The 16,069-nt window shown below is 60.4% G+C and carries 14 protein-coding genes; all 14 read left to right on the forward strand.

What is annotated here, in order from left to right; translation table 11 throughout:
- Positions 1–37: 37 nt before the first annotated feature.
- The 14 genes from AAGQ88_RS02245 to AAGQ88_RS02310 all read left to right on the forward strand — a co-directional run bounded on the left by AAGQ88_RS02245 (position 38) and on the right by AAGQ88_RS02310 (position 16,054).
- Positions 38–1,162 carry an ABC transporter ATP-binding protein gene (locus AAGQ88_RS02245; protein WP_285426355.1) on the forward strand — a complete coding sequence of 375 codons (1,125 nt, stop codon included), beginning with the start codon at positions 38–40 and terminating at the stop codon, positions 1,160–1,162.
- 89 nt (positions 1,163–1,251) lie between these two features.
- On the forward strand, positions 1,252–2,283 hold the full coding sequence (locus tag AAGQ88_RS02250; RefSeq protein WP_342654344.1) for a polyamine ABC transporter substrate-binding protein: 1,032 nt from the start codon (positions 1,252–1,254) through the stop codon (positions 2,281–2,283).
- 122 nt (positions 2,284–2,405) lie between these two features.
- Positions 2,406–3,653, forward strand: coding sequence for an ABC transporter permease (locus tag AAGQ88_RS02255; RefSeq protein ID WP_285426353.1), 1,248 nt, complete (start codon positions 2,406–2,408; stop codon positions 3,651–3,653).
- A gap of 10 nt (positions 3,654–3,663) precedes the next feature.
- Positions 3,664–4,491 carry an ABC transporter permease gene (locus AAGQ88_RS02260; RefSeq protein WP_342654345.1) on the forward strand — a complete coding sequence of 276 codons (828 nt, stop codon included), beginning with the start codon at positions 3,664–3,666 and terminating at the stop codon, positions 4,489–4,491.
- 151 nt (positions 4,492–4,642) lie between these two features.
- The gene (locus AAGQ88_RS02265; protein ID WP_342654346.1) at positions 4,643–6,016 is read left to right on the forward strand and encodes a sigma 54-interacting transcriptional regulator; all 1,374 of its coding nucleotides are present in this window, start codon (positions 4,643–4,645) and stop codon (positions 6,014–6,016) included.
- A 183-nt stretch (positions 6,017–6,199) separates the two neighbouring features.
- Positions 6,200–7,363, forward strand: a complete 1,164-nt coding sequence (locus tag AAGQ88_RS02270; RefSeq protein ID WP_342654347.1) for an iron-containing alcohol dehydrogenase — start codon at positions 6,200–6,202, stop codon at positions 7,361–7,363.
- 88 nt (positions 7,364–7,451) lie between these two features.
- Positions 7,452–8,876 carry a hypothetical protein gene (locus AAGQ88_RS02275; protein ID WP_342654348.1) on the forward strand — a complete coding sequence of 475 codons (1,425 nt, stop codon included), beginning with the start codon at positions 7,452–7,454 and terminating at the stop codon, positions 8,874–8,876.
- Between the two features lie 366 nt (positions 8,877–9,242).
- Positions 9,243–9,914, forward strand: coding sequence for a ribulose-phosphate 3-epimerase (gene rpe / locus AAGQ88_RS02280; RefSeq protein ID WP_342654349.1), 672 nt, complete (start codon positions 9,243–9,245; stop codon positions 9,912–9,914).
- A complete protein-coding gene (locus tag AAGQ88_RS02285) occupies positions 9,914–10,732 on the forward strand; it encodes a phosphoglycolate phosphatase (RefSeq protein ID WP_342654350.1) in 819 nt (272 codons plus the stop codon). The genes rpe and AAGQ88_RS02285 overlap by 1 nt, the downstream gene beginning before the upstream one ends.
- A 70-nt stretch (positions 10,733–10,802) precedes the next feature.
- Positions 10,803–12,284 (forward strand): anthranilate synthase component I, encoded by a 1,482-nt coding sequence (gene trpE / locus AAGQ88_RS02290; RefSeq protein ID WP_342654351.1) that lies wholly within the window; start codon positions 10,803–10,805, stop codon positions 12,282–12,284.
- A gap of 429 nt (positions 12,285–12,713) precedes the next feature.
- Positions 12,714–13,313 carry an aminodeoxychorismate/anthranilate synthase component II gene (locus AAGQ88_RS02295; protein WP_342654352.1) on the forward strand — a complete coding sequence of 200 codons (600 nt, stop codon included), beginning with the start codon at positions 12,714–12,716 and terminating at the stop codon, positions 13,311–13,313.
- A gap of 18 nt (positions 13,314–13,331) precedes the next feature.
- On the forward strand, positions 13,332–14,381 hold the full coding sequence (gene trpD / locus AAGQ88_RS02300) for an anthranilate phosphoribosyltransferase (protein ID WP_285426446.1): 1,050 nt from the start codon (positions 13,332–13,334) through the stop codon (positions 14,379–14,381).
- Positions 14,378–15,214, forward strand: coding sequence for an indole-3-glycerol phosphate synthase TrpC (gene trpC, locus AAGQ88_RS02305; RefSeq protein WP_342654353.1), 837 nt, complete (start codon positions 14,378–14,380; stop codon positions 15,212–15,214). Before trpD ends, trpC begins: the two co-directional genes overlap by 4 nt.
- A 144-nt stretch (positions 15,215–15,358) precedes the next feature.
- Positions 15,359–16,054 carry a lipoate--protein ligase family protein gene (locus AAGQ88_RS02310; protein WP_342654354.1) on the forward strand — a complete coding sequence of 232 codons (696 nt, stop codon included), beginning with the start codon at positions 15,359–15,361 and terminating at the stop codon, positions 16,052–16,054.
- Positions 16,055–16,069: the final 15 nt, after the last annotated feature.

Below are 16,069 nucleotides of genomic sequence, written 5' to 3' on the forward strand. Positions count from 1 at the left end.
GCTTGTTGCCACGGTTGATTAAACAAAGGTGTGGGTAATGAGCAACGTCGATTCAAGCGCTGGGGCAAATGATGTTCTGGTCAGCTTTCGTGGTGTGCAAAAGAGCTACGACGGCGAAGCCCTGATCGTCAAAGACCTCAACCTGGACATTCGCAAGGGCGAGTTCCTCACTTTGCTCGGCCCGTCGGGCTCCGGCAAAACCACCAGCCTGATGATGCTCGCCGGTTTCGAGACGCCGACTGCCGGCGAGATCCTGCTGGGCGGTCGTTCGATCAACAACGTGCCGCCGCACAAGCGCGACATCGGCATGGTGTTTCAGAACTACGCCTTGTTTCCGCACATGACCGTGGCCGAAAACCTCGCGTTTCCGCTGTCGGTGCGGGGCATGAGCAAGACGGACGTTGCCGAGAAGGTCAAACGCGCCCTGGACATGGTTCAACTCGGCACCTTTGCGCATCGTTACCCGGCGCAGTTGTCCGGTGGCCAGCAGCAGCGCGTGGCACTGGCGCGGGCGCTGGTGTTCGAGCCGCAACTGGTGCTGATGGACGAACCTCTTGGCGCGCTGGATAAGCAACTGCGCGAACACATGCAGATGGAAATCAAGCACCTGCATCAGCGTCTGGGCGTGACGGTGGTCTACGTGACCCACGATCAGGGCGAAGCGCTGACCATGTCCGACCGTGTTGCCGTCTTCCATCAAGGCGAAATCCAGCAGATCGCGCCACCTCGCGCGCTGTATGAAGAACCGAAAAACACTTTCGTCGCCAACTTCATCGGTGAAAACAACCGCATCAACGGCACATTGCTCAGCCAGACGGGCGATCGCTGCGTGGTCGGCCTGGCGCGTGGCGAAAAGGTCGAAGCGCTTGCCGTCAACGTGGGCGCAACCGGCAGCGCCGTCACCCTGTCGATTCGCCCGGAGCGCGTGAACCTCAACGGCCGCAGTGAGAGTTGCGTCAACCGCTTCTCGGGCCGTGTGGCCGAGTTCATTTACCTGGGCGATCACGTGCGCGTGCGCCTGGAAGTGGCCGGCAAAACCGATTTCTTCGTCAAACAGCCCATCGCCGAGCTCGATCCGGCGTTAAGCGTTGGCGACGTTGTGCCCATTGGATGGCAGGTCGAGCACGCTCGCGCGCTGGACCCTTTGCAGGATGCGCATTGATTCATCGCAGCAGGCGTAACCCGATGCACCCAGAGGCGAACCCATCGCCCCCATTGCTTAACCAACATTGTTCGTGGAGAGAAAAACAAATGCTCAAGACATTGAAGCTCACCGCTTTATCGGTCGGCATGATGTGTGCGGCGCAAGCCATGGCGGCCGATCTGACGGTCATTTCCTTCGGCGGTGCGAACAAGGCTGCTCAGGAAAAGGCCTTCTACGCACCGTGGGAGAAGGCAGGCAACGGCAAGATCATTGCCGGCGAATACAACGGTGAGATGGCCAAGGTCAAGGCCATGGTCGACACCAAGAGCGTGACCTATGACCTGGTGGAGGTCGAATCCCCTGAACTGGCTCGCGGTTGCGACGAGGACATGTTCGAAGAGATCGACCCGGCCATTCTGGGCAAAAAAGAAGACTACGTGCCGGGCGCGATCCAGACCTGCGGCGTGGGCTTCTTCGTGTGGTCGACCGTGCTGGCCTACAACGCCGACAAGCTGAAAACCGCACCGACCAGCTGGGTCGATTTCTGGGACACCAAGAAATTCCCAGGCAAGCGTGGCCTGCGCAAGGGCGCCAAGTACACCCTGGAATTCGCGCTGATGGCTGACGGCGTTGCGCCAAAAGACGTCTACAAAGTGCTGGCCAGCAAAGACGGTCAGGACCGCGCGTTCAAGAAACTCGATGAGCTCAAGCCGAACATCCAGTGGTGGGAAGCCGGTGCCCAGCCACCGCAATTCCTGCAGTCGGGTGACGTTGTGATGAGCTCGGCCTACAACGGCCGTATCGCTGCGGTGCAGAAAGAAAGCAACCTGAAAATCGTCTGGACCGGCGGCGTCTACGACTTCGACTCCTGGGCCATTCCGAAGGGCGCGAAAAACATCGAAGAAGCCAAGAAGTTCCTGGCGTACACCCTCAAGCCTGAACAGCAGAAGACGTACTCCGAGAACATCGCTTACGGTCCGGCCAACTCCAAGGCAGTCAGCCTGCTGACCGCCGACAACCAGAAAAACATGCCGACCACCCCTGAGAACATCAAGGATCAGGTGCAATTGAGCGTGAGCTTCTGGACCGACAATGGCGAAAACCTGGAGCAGCGATTCAACTCCTGGGCTGCCAAGTAATAGAACAAGCCGTAGCCGTCCGGACGGGCGGCTACGGACGGTCAGCGTTTGAGTGATGTTTGTTGTACGTCAGATACGGTCGCCCTTGTGTCGACCATCGTTGAAAGATTTCGGAGTTCGCTATGGCCACCGCCGTGCCCCTGACTGAAGGCGCCAGCCCGACCTTGAAGCAACGCCTGGCCCGTGCCGAGCGCGTCAACCGTTGGAAGGCTCAGGCGTTGATCGCGCCATTGGCGATTTTCCTGCTGCTGGTGTTTCTGGTGCCGATTGCGGCGCTGCTCTACAAAAGCGTGAGCAACCCTGAAGTGGTCGGCGGCATGCCGCTCACGGTTGTCGAAGTCGAAAAGTGGGATGGCAAGGGCCTGCCATCGGAAGCGGTGTACAAGGCTGCCAGCCAGGACCTGGCCGATGCCCGCAAGAATCAGACATTGGGTGACCTGTCCAAGCGCCTGAACCAGGAGCTGGCCGGTTATCGCAGTCTGCTGGCGAAAACCGCCCGCGCGCTGCCCTTCAAGGAAGAACCTGTTTCCTACAAAGAGGCGCTGGAAGCCATCGATGAACGTTGGGGCGACCCCGCGTACTGGCAGGCCGTGCGTCGCAATACCTCGAGCTTCACCCCCTATTACTTGCTGGCCGCTGTCGACCATCGCATCGATGACCTCGGTGAAGTGGCGCCCGCGACCCCGGATCAGGCCATCTACATCGACGTCTTCGCCCGCACCTTCTGGATGGGCCTGGTCATCACCGTGATCTGCCTGTTCCTCGCGTATCCACTGGCCTATCTGCTCGCCAACCTGCCTGCACGCCAGAGCAACCTGCTGATGATTCTTGTGCTGTTGCCGTTCTGGACGTCGATTCTGGTCCGTGTCGCGGCCTGGATCGTCTTGTTGCAATCCAGCGGCCTGATCAACGGCGCGCTCATGGCGATGGGCATCATCGACAAGCCGCTCGAACTGGTGTTCAACCGGGTCGGTGTCTACATCTCGATGGTGCACATCATGCTGCCGTTCATGATCCTGCCGATCTACAGCGTCATGAAGGGCATTTCGCCCACGTACATGCGGGCCGCGATTTCGCTCGGTTGCAACCCGTTTGCAAGCTTCTGGCGCGTGTACTTCCCGCAGACCTACGCCGGTGTGGGGGCGGGATGCCTGCTGGTGTTCATTCTGTCGATTGGCTACTACATCACGCCGGCGCTGCTGGGCAGCCCGAACGATCAGATGGTCAGCTACTTCGTCGCGTTCTACACCAACACCAGCATCAACTGGGGCATGGCGACTGCGCTGGGCGGCTTGCTGCTGCTGGCAACCGTGGTGCTGTACCTGATCTATAGCTGGCTGGTCGGCGCCAGCCGCCTGCGTCTGAGCTGAGGAGACTGATATGTTGAGCCCTTATTCCTCGCCCATCGAGCGGGTCTGGTTTTACACGCTGCGCATCCTGTGCGGGCTGATTCTGCTGTTTCTGGTCCTGCCAGTGCTGGTAATCGTGCCGCTTTCGTTCAACTCCGGCAGCTTTCTGGTCTACCCGCTGCAGGGGTTCTCGCTGCACTGGTATCAGGATTTCTTCGGCTCGGCGGAATGGATGCGCTCGCTGAAAAACAGCCTGATCGTCGCACCGGCCGCCACGCTGCTGGCCATGGGTTTCGGCACCTTGGCGGCGATTGGCCTGACACGCAGCAACTTCCCCGGCAAATCGCTGGTCATGGCGCTGGTGATCTCGCCGATGGTGGTCCCGGTGGTGATCGTGGGTGTCGCAAGCTACCTGTTCTTCGCGCCGCTGGGCCTGGGCAACAGCTACACCTCGCTGATTCTGGTGCATGCGGTATTGGGTGTCCCGTTCGTCATCATTACGGTGTCGGCCACGCTGCAAGGTTTCAACTACAACCTGGTGCGCGCTGCCGCCAGTCTCGGCGCATCGCCCGTGACGGCGTTCCGTCGCGTGACGCTGCCGTTGATCGCCCCTGGCGTTGTTTCAGGCGCACTGTTTGCCTTCGCGACGTCGTTCGATGAGGTCGTGGTGACGCTGTTTCTGGCCGGGCCCGAGCAGGCAACGCTGCCGCGGCAGATGTTCAGCGGCATTCGCGAAAACCTCAGCCCGACTATCGCAGCGGCCGCCACCTTGCTGATCGGCTTCTCCGTCATATTGCTGCTGGTGCTGGAGTGGCTGCGCGGACGCAGCGAGAAATTGCGCACAGCGGTGGTGGAATAACGGCGTCCGCCGTATCGCGATGATCGTGCCCACGCTCTGCGTGGGCATGAAGGTCACGAGATGGATTCCCACGCGGAGCGTGGGAACAATCAACAACTCCCGCCACACCGTTTAAACTTCACCGCTCCCACACACATATGGAGCCCTGTCGGTGAACGTCAACGACGCCAGTTTCGAAGAACTGCTCAACGCTTTGCACGACGGCGTTTACATCACCGACGGCGACGGCAAGACGCTCAAGGTCAATCACGCATATGAGCGCCTGACCGGGCTGAGCGGCGCCGCTCTGATCGGACGGCCCATGCAGGAGTTGGTCAAGGAGGGCGTGATTTCGCAGTCCGCGTCATTGCGCGTTTTGCAGGAAGGGCGCCCGGTGTCGGTGATGCAGAGCCTGAGCCAAGGTAAAAAACTCTTGGTCAGCGCCACGCCGATTCTCGACAACGACCACCGGATTTCCTACGTCGTCAGCACCGTCCGCGACATGACCGAGCTGCTGCGCATGAAGCATGAGCGCGACGAACTTCAGCAGCTCAAGCAACTGCGCAACAGCACCGCCAAGCTGCATGCCGGTCAGCGCCACAATCTCTTGCACTCACCGCTCATGGCGGATCAGGAAGTCTCCGGCCGGGTTTTTGCGCTGGCGCGTCAGGTGGCCAGCAGCGACGTGAAAGTCCTGCTGCAAGGTGAAACCGGTGTCGGTAAAACCCTCGTCGCCCAGTTCATTCACAACACCAGCGCGCGGTCGAGCGAGCCTTTTCTGGCGCTGAACTGCGGCGCGTTGCCGGAGAACCTGATCGAAGCCGAACTGTTCGGCTACGCGCCGGGCGCATTTACCGGCGCGGGGCCGAAAGGCAAGCGGGGTCTTCTGGAGCTGGCACATCACGGCACCTTGTTTCTCGACGAAATCGGAGACTTGCCGCTGCCGGTTCAGGTCAAGCTGCTCAAGGTCATTGAAGAAAACCGTTTCATTCCGGTCGGCGGCCTCGAGCTCAAGGAAGTGGACGTGCGCATCATCAGCGCCACCCATCACGACCTCAAGCAGTTGGTGGCGCAAGGGCGCTTTCGTGCGGATCTGTACTACCGGCTGAACGTCGTGCCCATTCAGATTCCGGCGTTGCGCGAGCGCAGCGAGGAGATTGCTCCGCTGCTGCATTACTACCTCGAGACGTTCAACGGCCGCTATCAACGGCAGGTGCAGTTCAGCCTCGAAGCGCTGGACCTGATGTGCGAGTACACCTGGCCGGGCAACATCCGCGAACTGATCAATATCGTCGAGCGCCTTGTGGTGACCAGCCAGAGCCCTGTCATCGAGGCGCTGGATTTGCCCGAAGAGATCCTCAATCTCGACCCGCAAAACACCGACGATAGCCGTCTGCCGCTGCGCAAAGTGCTGGAAAATGCCGAGCGTTCTGCCATTCGTGCCGCTCTGCAGTTGCACAAGACCACCCGATTGGCGGCCAAGGCGCTGGGTGTCAGCCAGGCGACCGTGGTGCAGAAGATGAAGCGCTGGGAGCGTTCTGATTAGAATTTCAATCAAGCCCGCCCGAACCGATCAGAAAACTGATCGCAACCGACCCCCAAATCTCCCTTCGAACGGCGTGTGATTCGCGCCAAGCCTTCTACCACGGGGCTTTGCGCCGATTGGCACAGCTTTCGCTATCTCCTCCCGCACGTCTTCCAATAAAACAACGCACACAGGACGAGCCCGATGAGCATTTCTGCCTCCGCTATCAGCGCATTCAAAATCGCCAACAAACTGATCACCGGCCCTGCCGCGATCGAGCAACTCGCCGCCGAGCTGACTCGCCTCAATGTCAATAATCCACTGATCGTGACCGATGCCATTCTGGTCAAGTCCGGCACTGTCGACCTCGCACTCGCGCAGTTGGGCGGCCGTCGTCATGGCATTTTCGACCAGGTCAAACCCGAGCCGGAAATCTCCATCGTCGAAGACTGCACCCGCGCGTATCGAGACGGTGCTCACGACGGCCTGATCGGCCTTGGGGGCGGCAGCGCCATCGACATCGCCAAAGGAGTGGCCGCTTTCGCCGGTCATGAAGGTCCGTTGACCGAGCTGTTTGGCGTCGACCTGGTCAAGCGCAAAGGCCCGCCGCTCATTGCCATTCCGACAACAGCGGGCACCGGTTCGGAAGTCACGAACGTGGCGATCTTCTCGGACAAACAGGCGCAGTTGAAAAAAGGCATCGTCAGCGATTATCTGTTGCCCGACGTCGCGCTGGTCAGCCCGGTGATGACCCTGACGTGCCCGCGCAGCGTCACAGCCGCCAGCGGTGTCGATGCGCTGGTGCATGCCATCGAGTCCTATCTGTCGGTGAATGCGTCGCCGATTACTGACGCGATCGCGCTGGGCGCTATCAAGCTGATCGCCAAGGCGTTGCCCAAGGCCTACGCCAATCCCGCCAGTCTTCAGGCGCGCGAAGACATGGCAACCGCGAGTCTGATGGCGGGCATGGCGTTCGGTAATGCGGGCGTCGGCGCGGTGCATGCGTTGGCGTATCCGCTGGGCGGGCGTTTCAATATTGCCCACGGCGTCAGCAACGCGTTGCTGCTGCCTTACGTCATGGAGTGGAACAAGATGGCTTGCGTGGAGCGATTCCGCGATATCGCTGAGGCCATGGGCGTGCGCGTCGCCCATCTGAGCGATAAAGGGGCAGCGGATCAGGCCGTCAAAGCCATGGCCGACCTGTGCGCCGCAGTGGACATTCCGTCCGGCATGCGCAGCTTCAATGTGCCCGAAGACGCGATTCCTGCAATGGCCGAAGAGGCCAGCAAGATCGACCGTCTGATGCGCAATAACCCGCGCAAGCTCACCGCTGGCGATATCGAAAAAATCTACCGCGCCGCCTACTGATCGACGCGAACCGCGATGCCCGAGCTGCGAATGTTCTGGCGTCGCCGCTGCAAGACCCACAAATAAGACCAATAAGACAGGTGCACATATGTCCAACACTCCCCAGGCGCGGAGCGAAAGCCCGTACATCCCGCTCGGCCCTTTCAAGGTGCGGTTGCCGTTCATTCACTACAAATTCGAGATGCCGGATTACCTCCAGGGCCTGCTGATGTGCGCCGTGGATCTGGCGGCCATCCCGCTGATGACCGAGCTGCTGGGCATGCCGTTCGAGGTCGCGCTGGCGGTGGTCATGCTCAACGGGCTGCTTTATCTCACACACCATTTACTCGGCGATCCGACGGTGCCGGGATGGATCACGCCAGCCGTGCCTTTGCTGATGGCGTACTGCGCGCAGTTCCCGATGGGCCCGGAGCGTGTCCATGCGCTGATCGCGTTTCAGTTGATGCTGGGCGTTTTTTCGATTGCGCTCGGTGCGACGGGTATGGCGAAGAAGGTGGTTGAATACGTGCCGTCCGCGATCAAGTCCGGGATCATCGTGGGTGCCGGCCTGAGCGCGGTGATCGCGGTGTTTCAGGTGGGCGGCAAATTTAATGTCCTGCCCTGGACCATCTCGATCGCGGTGGGCATCGCCTTCTATCTGATCTTCTCTCAGCACTTCAACGACCTCAAACAGCGCAACCGCTTCTGGTGGAATTTCGCCAAGCTCGGGATTCTGCCGATCATCCTGCTGGCCGTGGTGATCGCGCCGCTCTTTGGCGAAGCGCCCTGGCCGACGATTCAGTGGGGCATCAGCAAGCCAGACTTCGCCGGACTGTGGCATGACTACACCGTGTTCGGTCTGGGCATGCCGCCGCTGTCGATGTTCATTTCCGCGCTGCCAACCATGCTGGCGGTTTACATCATCGTTTTTGGTGACGTGCTGAGTGCCAAATCGCTGCTCGATGAGGCAGAAACCGTTCGCACCGATGAGGTGGTGGATTACAACCCGGATCGCGCGCACCTGATTTTCGGCGCTCGAAACGCCTTCATGAGCATCTTCGGGCCGGATGTCGCCATGTGTGGCCCGAAATGGGCAGCGATGCTGGTTGTCGTCATCGAGCGTTTCAAAGGCGGCCCCAAGGCCATGCAATCGATCATCGGTGGCGTGGGGTCTTTCCGTTGGGGCACCAATACCGGTCTGCTGTTGCTGCCGGTGGTGACGCTGGTCCAGCCGATCCTGGGCGTCGCATTGTCGCTGACCCTGTTGATTCAGGGTTATGTGAGCGTGCGCCTGGGCATTCTCGAAGCCCGCAGCCAGCGCGACCTGGGCATTGCCGGGGTAATCGGCGCGGTGCTGGCGATCAAAGGGGCGAGCTGGGCGTTCGGCATTGGCGTCGTGCTCTGCCTGCTGATCTACGGCAAGAACTTCTTCAAAGGCGAGGTGGACGGGACGTTCAGCAAAGACCTCAAAGGGGCTGAGCCTGAACCCGCCACCACGCCTGTGCGCATGATGGAAGAAGCGCTGGTCGACTGATTCCATAAAGTGCCGGCGTCGGGCATGCAGCAATGGCTCGACGCTGATCCACTGTAGGCGTGAGCCAACTGTCTTTAAAGCCCCTCCTGTCAATGGCGTAATCCCCGACGCCTTCCCGGCTGAAGCCGGTCCTACGGAAAACATGCAGCGTCTGTAGGATCGGCTTCAGCCGGGAAGACGCCAGTGCATGCTGCAGAGATGCAGTGGTTGGCACTCAGCGTTCGTGAGCGAGCTCACCCCCACAGTTTCTATGTACCGGGCCGGATTGCTTGCACCTGACACCGCATTCATCCGCCACGCGACGCACGTTTCAAACTCTTGGAGTACAATGCGCGCCACCGTGATTTCGCTCATAAAAGGTGCGTCATGCAGCCCTTCGCAATTGCTCCGTCGATTCTGTCCGCCGATTTCGCCCGTCTGGGTGAGGAAGTCGACAATGTCCTGGCCGCCGGTGCCGACATCGTCCACTTCGATGTCATGGACAACCACTACGTCCCCAACCTGACCATCGGCCCGATGGTGTGTGCAGCGCTGCGCAAGTACGGCATCACCGCGCCCATCGACGTGCACCTGATGGTCAGCCCGGTTGACCGTATCATCGGCGACTTCGTCGACGCGGGCGCCACCTACATCACCTTTCACCCGGAAGCGACCCAGCACATCGACCGCTCCTTGCAACTGATCCGCGAAGGCGGCTGCAAGTCCGGCCTGGTGTTCAACCCGGCGACTCCGCTGAACCTGCTCGAATACGTCATGGACAAGGTCGACATGATCCTGCTCATGAGCGTCAACCCGGGTTTCGGCGGTCAGAAATTCATTCCCGGTACGCTCAACAAGCTGCGCGAAGCCCGCGCGCTCATCGATGCCTCCGGTCGTGACATCCGCCTTGAGATCGACGGCGGCGTCAACGTCAACAACATCCGTGAAATCGCCGCTGCCGGCGCCGATACGTTTGTTGCCGGCTCCGCCATCTTCAATGCGCCCGACTACCGGGAAGTCATTGAGAAAATGCGTGCAGAACTGGCGCTGGCTCGTTGATGAGCGGCTTCGAGCAGCTGTTCCCGGGTCGTCTGCCCAAGCTGATCATGTTCGATCTGGACGGCACACTCGTCGACTCGGTGCCGGATCTGGCCGCAGCCGTGGACAAGACTCTGATTCAGCTCGGGCATGCTCCGGCGGGCATCGAGCGCGTTCGCAACTGGATCGGTAACGGCGTGCGCGTGCTGGTACGACGCGCGCTGGCCAACGACATGGACCACTCAGGCGTCGACGAGGCATCCACTGACGCGGCACTGGCCATCTTTATGGAAGCCTACGGCGAGAACCATGCGTTGACCAAGGTTTACCCCGGCGTGCGCGAGACCCTCAAGTGGTTGCAGAAAAAGGGCGTCGAAATGGCCCTGATCACCAACAAGCCCGAGCGCTTCGTGGCGCCGCTGCTCGATGACATGAAGCTGGGGCGTTTTTTCCGCTGGATCGTTGGCGGCGATACGCTGCCACAGCAGAAGCCCGATCCCGCCGCGTTGTTCTTCGTCATGAAAATGGCCGGTGTTCCGGGCTCGCAATCGCTGTTTGTCGGTGACTCGCGTAACGATGTCCAGGCGGCGAAAGCGGCCGGTGTAGCCTGTGTTGCAATGAGCTATGGCTACAACCACGGTCGCCCGATTGCCGAGGAATCACCGGCGCTGGTGATCGACGATTTGCGCAAACTGATTCCCGGTTGCTTAGATCTTGGGGCTGAGATAACGTTGCCCGACGTTCAACCCCCCTCCTTTAGAGAATCCATCGTGGTGGTCACTCGCAAACTCTGGATGAAAGTCATCAAGGCCCTGGCCCGCTGGCGTTGGCGCGCCTGACTGGAATCTGGCCGGACCCTCCGGCGCGTTTGCACACCTGACCGTTTTACCCTCAGACCACGAGGCTGACATGACCCGCGAAGAATTCCTGCGTTTGGCCGCTGACGGCTACAACCGCATTCCGCTTGCCCACGAAACCCTGGCCGACTTCGACACGCCGCTGTCGATCTACCTCAAACTCGCCGACGAGCCGAACTCCTATCTGCTGGAGTCGGTGCAGGGCGGCGAGAAGTGGGGCCGTTACTCGATCATCGGGCTGCCATGCCGCACCGTGATGCGCGCATACGATCACAGGATCAGCGTCACCCACGATGGCGTCGAAATCGAAACGCTCGAAACCGAAAACCCGCTGGCGTTCGTCGAAACCTTCAAAGCCCGTTACAACGTCCCGACCATTCCCGGCCTGCCTCGTTTTAATGGCGGTCTGGTGGGTTACTTCGGCTACGACTGCGTACGCTATGTCGAGCCGCGCCTGGGCAAATGTCCGAACCCGGACCCACTCGGTGTCCCGGATATCCTGCTGATGGTGTCCGATGCGGTCGTGGTGTTCGACAACCTGGCCGGCAAGATGCACGCCATCGTGCTGATCGATCCGGCGCAGCCGCAGGCGTATGAGAGCGGTCTGGCGCGGCTTGAGCAACTGATGGAAAAACTCCGTCAGCCCATCACCCCGCGGCGCGGCCTGGACCTGACCCGTCCGCAAGCGGCAGATCCGGTATTCCGGTCGAGCTTCACTCAAGCGGATTACGAAAAAGCCGTCGACACCATCAAGGAGTACATCCTGGCGGGCGACTGCATGCAGGTCGTGCCCTCCCAGCGCATGTCCATCGATTTCAAGGCTGCACCGATCGACCTCTACCGCGCGCTGCGTTGCTTCAACCCGACGCCGTACATGTACTTCTTCAACTTCGGCGACTTCCACGTTGTCGGCAGTTCGCCGGAAGTGCTGGTGCGCGTCGAAGACAACCTGATCACCGTGCGTCCGATCGCCGGTACGCGTCCCCGCGGCGCGACCGAGGAAGCCGACCACGCGCTGGAAGTCGACCTGTTGTCCGACGATAAAGAGATCGCCGAACACCTGATGCTGATCGACCTGGGCCGCAACGACACCGGGCGCGTCTCGGAAGTCGGCTCGGTGAAACTCACCGAGAAGATGGTCATCGAGCGTTATTCCAACGTCATGCACATCGTCTCCAACGTGACCGGCCAGCTGAAAAGCGGGCTGACGGCGATGGACGCGCTGCGCGCCATTCTGCCGGCGGGCACGCTGTCCGGCGCGCCGAAGATTCGCGCGATGGAAATCATCGACGAGCTGGAACCGGTCAAACGCGGCGTGTACGGCGGCGCGGTGGGGTACTTCGCCTGGAACGGCAACATGGACACGGCGATTGCCATCCGTACTGCCGTGATAAAGAACGGCGAACTGCACGTGCAGGCCGGTGGCGGTATTGTCGCTGATTCGGTGCCGGCGCTTGAGTGGGAAGAAACCCTGAACAAACGCCGCGCGATGTTCCGCGCCGTGGCGTTGGCAGAACAAACGCCCGAGGCGTGATGTTCTGATCGGTGAAAGCGGGCCGTGTGCCCGCTTTTCATGTGCGGTTTCTGCGCCTGCCCAATATCCCGGATCTGATTCTTGAACAGTACGTCCAAATCCAGCCAAATAGCGCTCGGCCCGCGCCACCGGGGCACGGTGATATTGCGCCCTATGCGTCGGTACGCTACTGTGCGGCAACGTATGAACGAGACCTTTCCTGTGTCGATTGTCAGCAAACTCTTGATGCGCGTTATCAAGGCTCACGCCCGTTGGCGTTGGCGCGCCTGACTATTCCCCTGCCGGCCATGCCGGACCTGTATTGATATGCCTTCTGAATCCTCGGTCAGCACCGCCTCGCCGGACCACGTCCCGCGACACACCGTGCACAACCGTGGACCGAAAATCGAAGGCCACGTTAGAAGTCAGTAATTCAAAAGGTTAAGCACCATGCTGCTGATGATCGATAACTACGACTCCTTCACTTATAACGTCGTGCAGTACCTCGGTGAACTGGGTGCCGACGTTAAAGTGATCCGCAACGACGAGTTGACCGTTGCCGAAATCGAAGCCCTCAACCCAGAGCGCATCGTCGTCTCGCCGGGCCCTTGCACGCCGAATGAAGCGGGCGTGTCCCTTGATGTCATCAAACATTTCGCCGGCAAACTGCCTGTCCTGGGCGTCTGCCTGGGGCATCAGTCCATCGGCCAGGCGTTTGGCGGCGACGTGGTGCGGGCCCGTCAGGTAATGCACGGCAAGACCAGCGATCTGGTCCACGAAGACAAAGGCGTGTTCGAGGGCCTTAAACATCCATTGACCGTGACGCGTTACCACTCGCTGGTGGTCAAGCGCGAGACGCTGCCCGACTGCCTGGAAGTGACGGCCTGGACTCAGCTGGAAGACGGCTCGGTCGACGAAATCATGGGCTTGCGCCACAAAACGTTGAACGTCGAGGGGGTGCAGTTCCACCCCGAGTCGATCCTCTCCGAGCAGGGTCATGAGCTGTTCGCCAACTTCCTCAAGCAGACCGGCGGCACTCGTCAGGGTTAAGGACACTTCGAAATGGCTATGGATATAAAAACGGCGCTGGGCCGTGTCGTTAACCACCTGGACCTGAGCACCGATGAAATGCGCGACGTCATGCGCGAAATCATGACCGGGCAGTGCACGCAGGCGCAGATCGGGGCGTTTCTGATGGGCATGCGCATGAAGAGCGAAAGCATCGATGAAATCGTCGGTGCGGTTTCGGTCATGCGCGAGCTGGCGGACAAGGTCCAGCTCGGCACACTGGATGGCGTGGTCGACATCGTCGGCACCGGCGGCGACGGGGCGAACATCTTCAACGTCTCGACAGCCGCGTCGTTCGTCATCGCGGCGGCGGGTTGCACCGTTGCCAAGCACGGCAACCGGGCGGTATCGGGCAAGAGCGGCAGTGCCGATCTGCTCGAAGCGGCCGGTGTCTACCTCAACCTGACGCCGGTACAGGTCGCGCGCTGCATCGACAGCGTAGGCATTGGTTTCATGTTCGCGCAGACGCATCACGGCGCGATGAAGCATGCCGCCGGCCCGCGCAAAGAGCTGGGCCTGCGCACACTGTTCAACATGCTCGGCCCGATGACCAACCCCGCAGGCGTGAAGCATCAGGTGATCGGCGTGTTCAGCCAGGCGCTGTGTCGGCCTCTGGCCGAAGTCATGCTGCGGCTGGGCAGCAAACATGTGCTGGTCGTGCACTCTCAGGATGGTCTGGACGAGTTCAGCCTTGCCGCGCCGACGTTCGTCGCGGAACTGAAGAACGGTGAAGTGACCGAATATTCTGTACAACCCGAAGATCTGGGCATGAAAAGCCAGAGTTTGTTCGGGTTGGTGGTCGACAGCCCGGCGCAGTCGCTGGAACTGATCCGCGACGCATTGGGGCGTCGCAAGACCGAGCACGGGCAGAAAGCCGCCGAAATGATAGTGCTCAATGCAGGCGCCGCGCTCTATGCTGCAGATCATGCCTCTTCGTTGAAAGAAGGCGTGGCACTTGCACATGACGCACTGCACACGGGCCTTGCCCGCGAAAAGCTGGAAGAGTTGGGTGCTTTTACCGCGGTATTCAAGCAGGAGAACGAAGGATGAGCGTGCCGACGGTGTTGGAAAAGATTCTCGCCCGCAAGGCCGAAGAAGTGGCTGCACGACGCGCCAGCGTCAGTCTTTCCGAGCTGGAGACGCTGGTCGCCACAGCCGATGCGCCGCGTGGGTTCGCCGCGGCGTTGATCGAGCAGGCCAAGCGAAAGCAACCGGCCGTGATTGCCGAGATCAAAAAAGCTTCGCCGAGCAAAGGCGTGATCCGGGAAAACTTCCAGCCGGCCGAAATCGCCAGAAGTTATGAAGCCGGCGGCGCAACCTGCCTTTCGGTGCTGACCGATATCGACTTCTTTCAGGGCGCCGATGCCTATCTGAAAGAAGCGCGCGGTGCCTGCAAGCTGCCGGTGATCCGCAAGGATTTCATGATCGATCCTTACCAGATCGTCGAAGCTCGAGCTTTGGGCGCCGACTGCATCCTGCTGATCGTGTCGGCGCTGGATGACGTGAAGATGGCCGAATTGGCAGCGGTCGCCAAAGCCAACAACCTCGACGTCCTGGTCGAAGTTCACGATGGCGATGAGCTGGAGCGTGCGCTGAAAACCCTGGACACGCCGCTTGTCGGCATCAACAACCGCAACCTGCACACCTTTGAGGTCAGCCTGGAAACCACGCTCGATCTGTTGCCGCGTATTCCGCGCGATCGCCTGGTGGTCACCGAAAGCGGGATCCTCAACCGCGCCGATGTCGAGCTGATGGAGATCAACGAGGTGTATTCGTTCCTGGTCGGCGAGGCATTCATGCGCGCTGAAAAACCGGGTGTGGAGTTGCAGCGCCTGTTTTTCCCTGAAAAAGGCACTGCGATCAAATCCAGCTCCCTGGATTGAACACGATCCATACCGCTCTATCTGCAGGAAAAATCGTACTGGCACCCGCCTGAGCTTCAGGTGCTGACGAGGTTGACGGCAATGGCCTCGTCGAATGCCCGCCCGCTCCTACAGAGGCATTGGCACATTCAGGTTGGAGGCAACATGACCGCTCAGGTGATCGACATCGGCGTAGAAGAGGGGCTCAAGGCCGAGCAGGACTTGCTGGCTTCGGTCTGCGCGGGAGATGCCGATTACGGGTTGTTGTTCTGGCGGCCGTCCGATCACGCCTTGGTGATGCCGCGCCGCCTCAGTCGATCAGGCGGTTTCACGGAAGCCAGCGAAACCCTGTCTGATATCGGCTGGCCCATTTTGCTGCGCGAAAGCGGCGGCGAACCGGTTCCGCAGTCTCCGGCCACGGTAAACGTGGCGCTCGTCTACGTTCAGCCCAAATCCGACCTGGATCGCGACCGCATTGAAAAAGCTTACATGCGCTTGTGTCAGCCGATGCTCGATGTGTTGACGGAACTGGGCGGCGAGGCGTCTCTCGGCGAGGTAGATGGTGCGTTCTGCGACGGTCGATTCAACGTTAACCTCAGCGGTCGCAAAATGGTCGGTACGGCTCAGCGCTGGCGCCAGAGCCAGGGCGGTCAGCGGCCCGTGGTTTTGGCTCATGGTGCAATGCTGCTCGACAACGAGCGGCTGGAGATGGTGAATGCCGTCAACCGCTTCAACCAGATGTGTGATCTGGAGCAGCGATGCCGAGCGGACAGTCATATAGCGTTGCACGAGCTGTTCGCCGCGCCGGATTTCGTCTCCCGTTTAAGCGACCGGTACGCACGCATGTTCGCTCAGCTCTGAAACTTGCCTCTGCAG

The sequence above is a fragment of the Pseudomonas sp. F3-2 genome (assembly GCF_038804275.1).
In the GTDB taxonomy this organism is placed as follows: Bacteria; Pseudomonadota; Gammaproteobacteria; order Pseudomonadales; family Pseudomonadaceae; genus Aquipseudomonas.

Excerpts from the sequence above, each read along its gene's own strand:
- AAGQ88_RS02260 (WP_342654345.1), top strand. The coding sequence starts at position 3,664 with ATGTTGAGCCCTTATTCCTCGCCCATCGAGCGGGTCTGGTTTTACACG.
- AAGQ88_RS02245 (WP_285426355.1), top strand. The coding sequence starts at position 38 with ATGAGCAACGTCGATTCAAGCGCTGGGGCAAATGATGTTCTGGTCAGC.
- trpD (WP_285426446.1), top strand. The coding sequence starts at position 13,332 with ATGGATATAAAAACGGCGCTGGGCCGTGTCGTTAACCACCTGGACCTG.
- AAGQ88_RS02250 (WP_342654344.1), top strand. The coding sequence starts at position 1,252 with ATGCTCAAGACATTGAAGCTCACCGCTTTATCGGTCGGCATGATGTGT.
- AAGQ88_RS02285 (WP_342654350.1), top strand. The coding sequence starts at position 9,914 with ATGAGCGGCTTCGAGCAGCTGTTCCCGGGTCGTCTGCCCAAGCTGATC.
- trpE (WP_342654351.1), top strand. The coding sequence starts at position 10,803 with ATGACCCGCGAAGAATTCCTGCGTTTGGCCGCTGACGGCTACAACCGC.
- AAGQ88_RS02255 (WP_285426353.1), top strand. The coding sequence starts at position 2,406 with ATGGCCACCGCCGTGCCCCTGACTGAAGGCGCCAGCCCGACCTTGAAG.
- trpC (WP_342654353.1), top strand. The coding sequence starts at position 14,378 with ATGAGCGTGCCGACGGTGTTGGAAAAGATTCTCGCCCGCAAGGCCGAA.
- AAGQ88_RS02270 (WP_342654347.1), top strand. The coding sequence starts at position 6,200 with ATGAGCATTTCTGCCTCCGCTATCAGCGCATTCAAAATCGCCAACAAA.
- AAGQ88_RS02295 (WP_342654352.1), top strand. The coding sequence starts at position 12,714 with ATGCTGCTGATGATCGATAACTACGACTCCTTCACTTATAACGTCGTG.
- AAGQ88_RS02275 (WP_342654348.1), top strand. The coding sequence starts at position 7,452 with ATGTCCAACACTCCCCAGGCGCGGAGCGAAAGCCCGTACATCCCGCTC.
- rpe (WP_342654349.1), top strand. The coding sequence starts at position 9,243 with ATGCAGCCCTTCGCAATTGCTCCGTCGATTCTGTCCGCCGATTTCGCC.
- AAGQ88_RS02310 (WP_342654354.1), top strand. The coding sequence starts at position 15,359 with ATGACCGCTCAGGTGATCGACATCGGCGTAGAAGAGGGGCTCAAGGCC.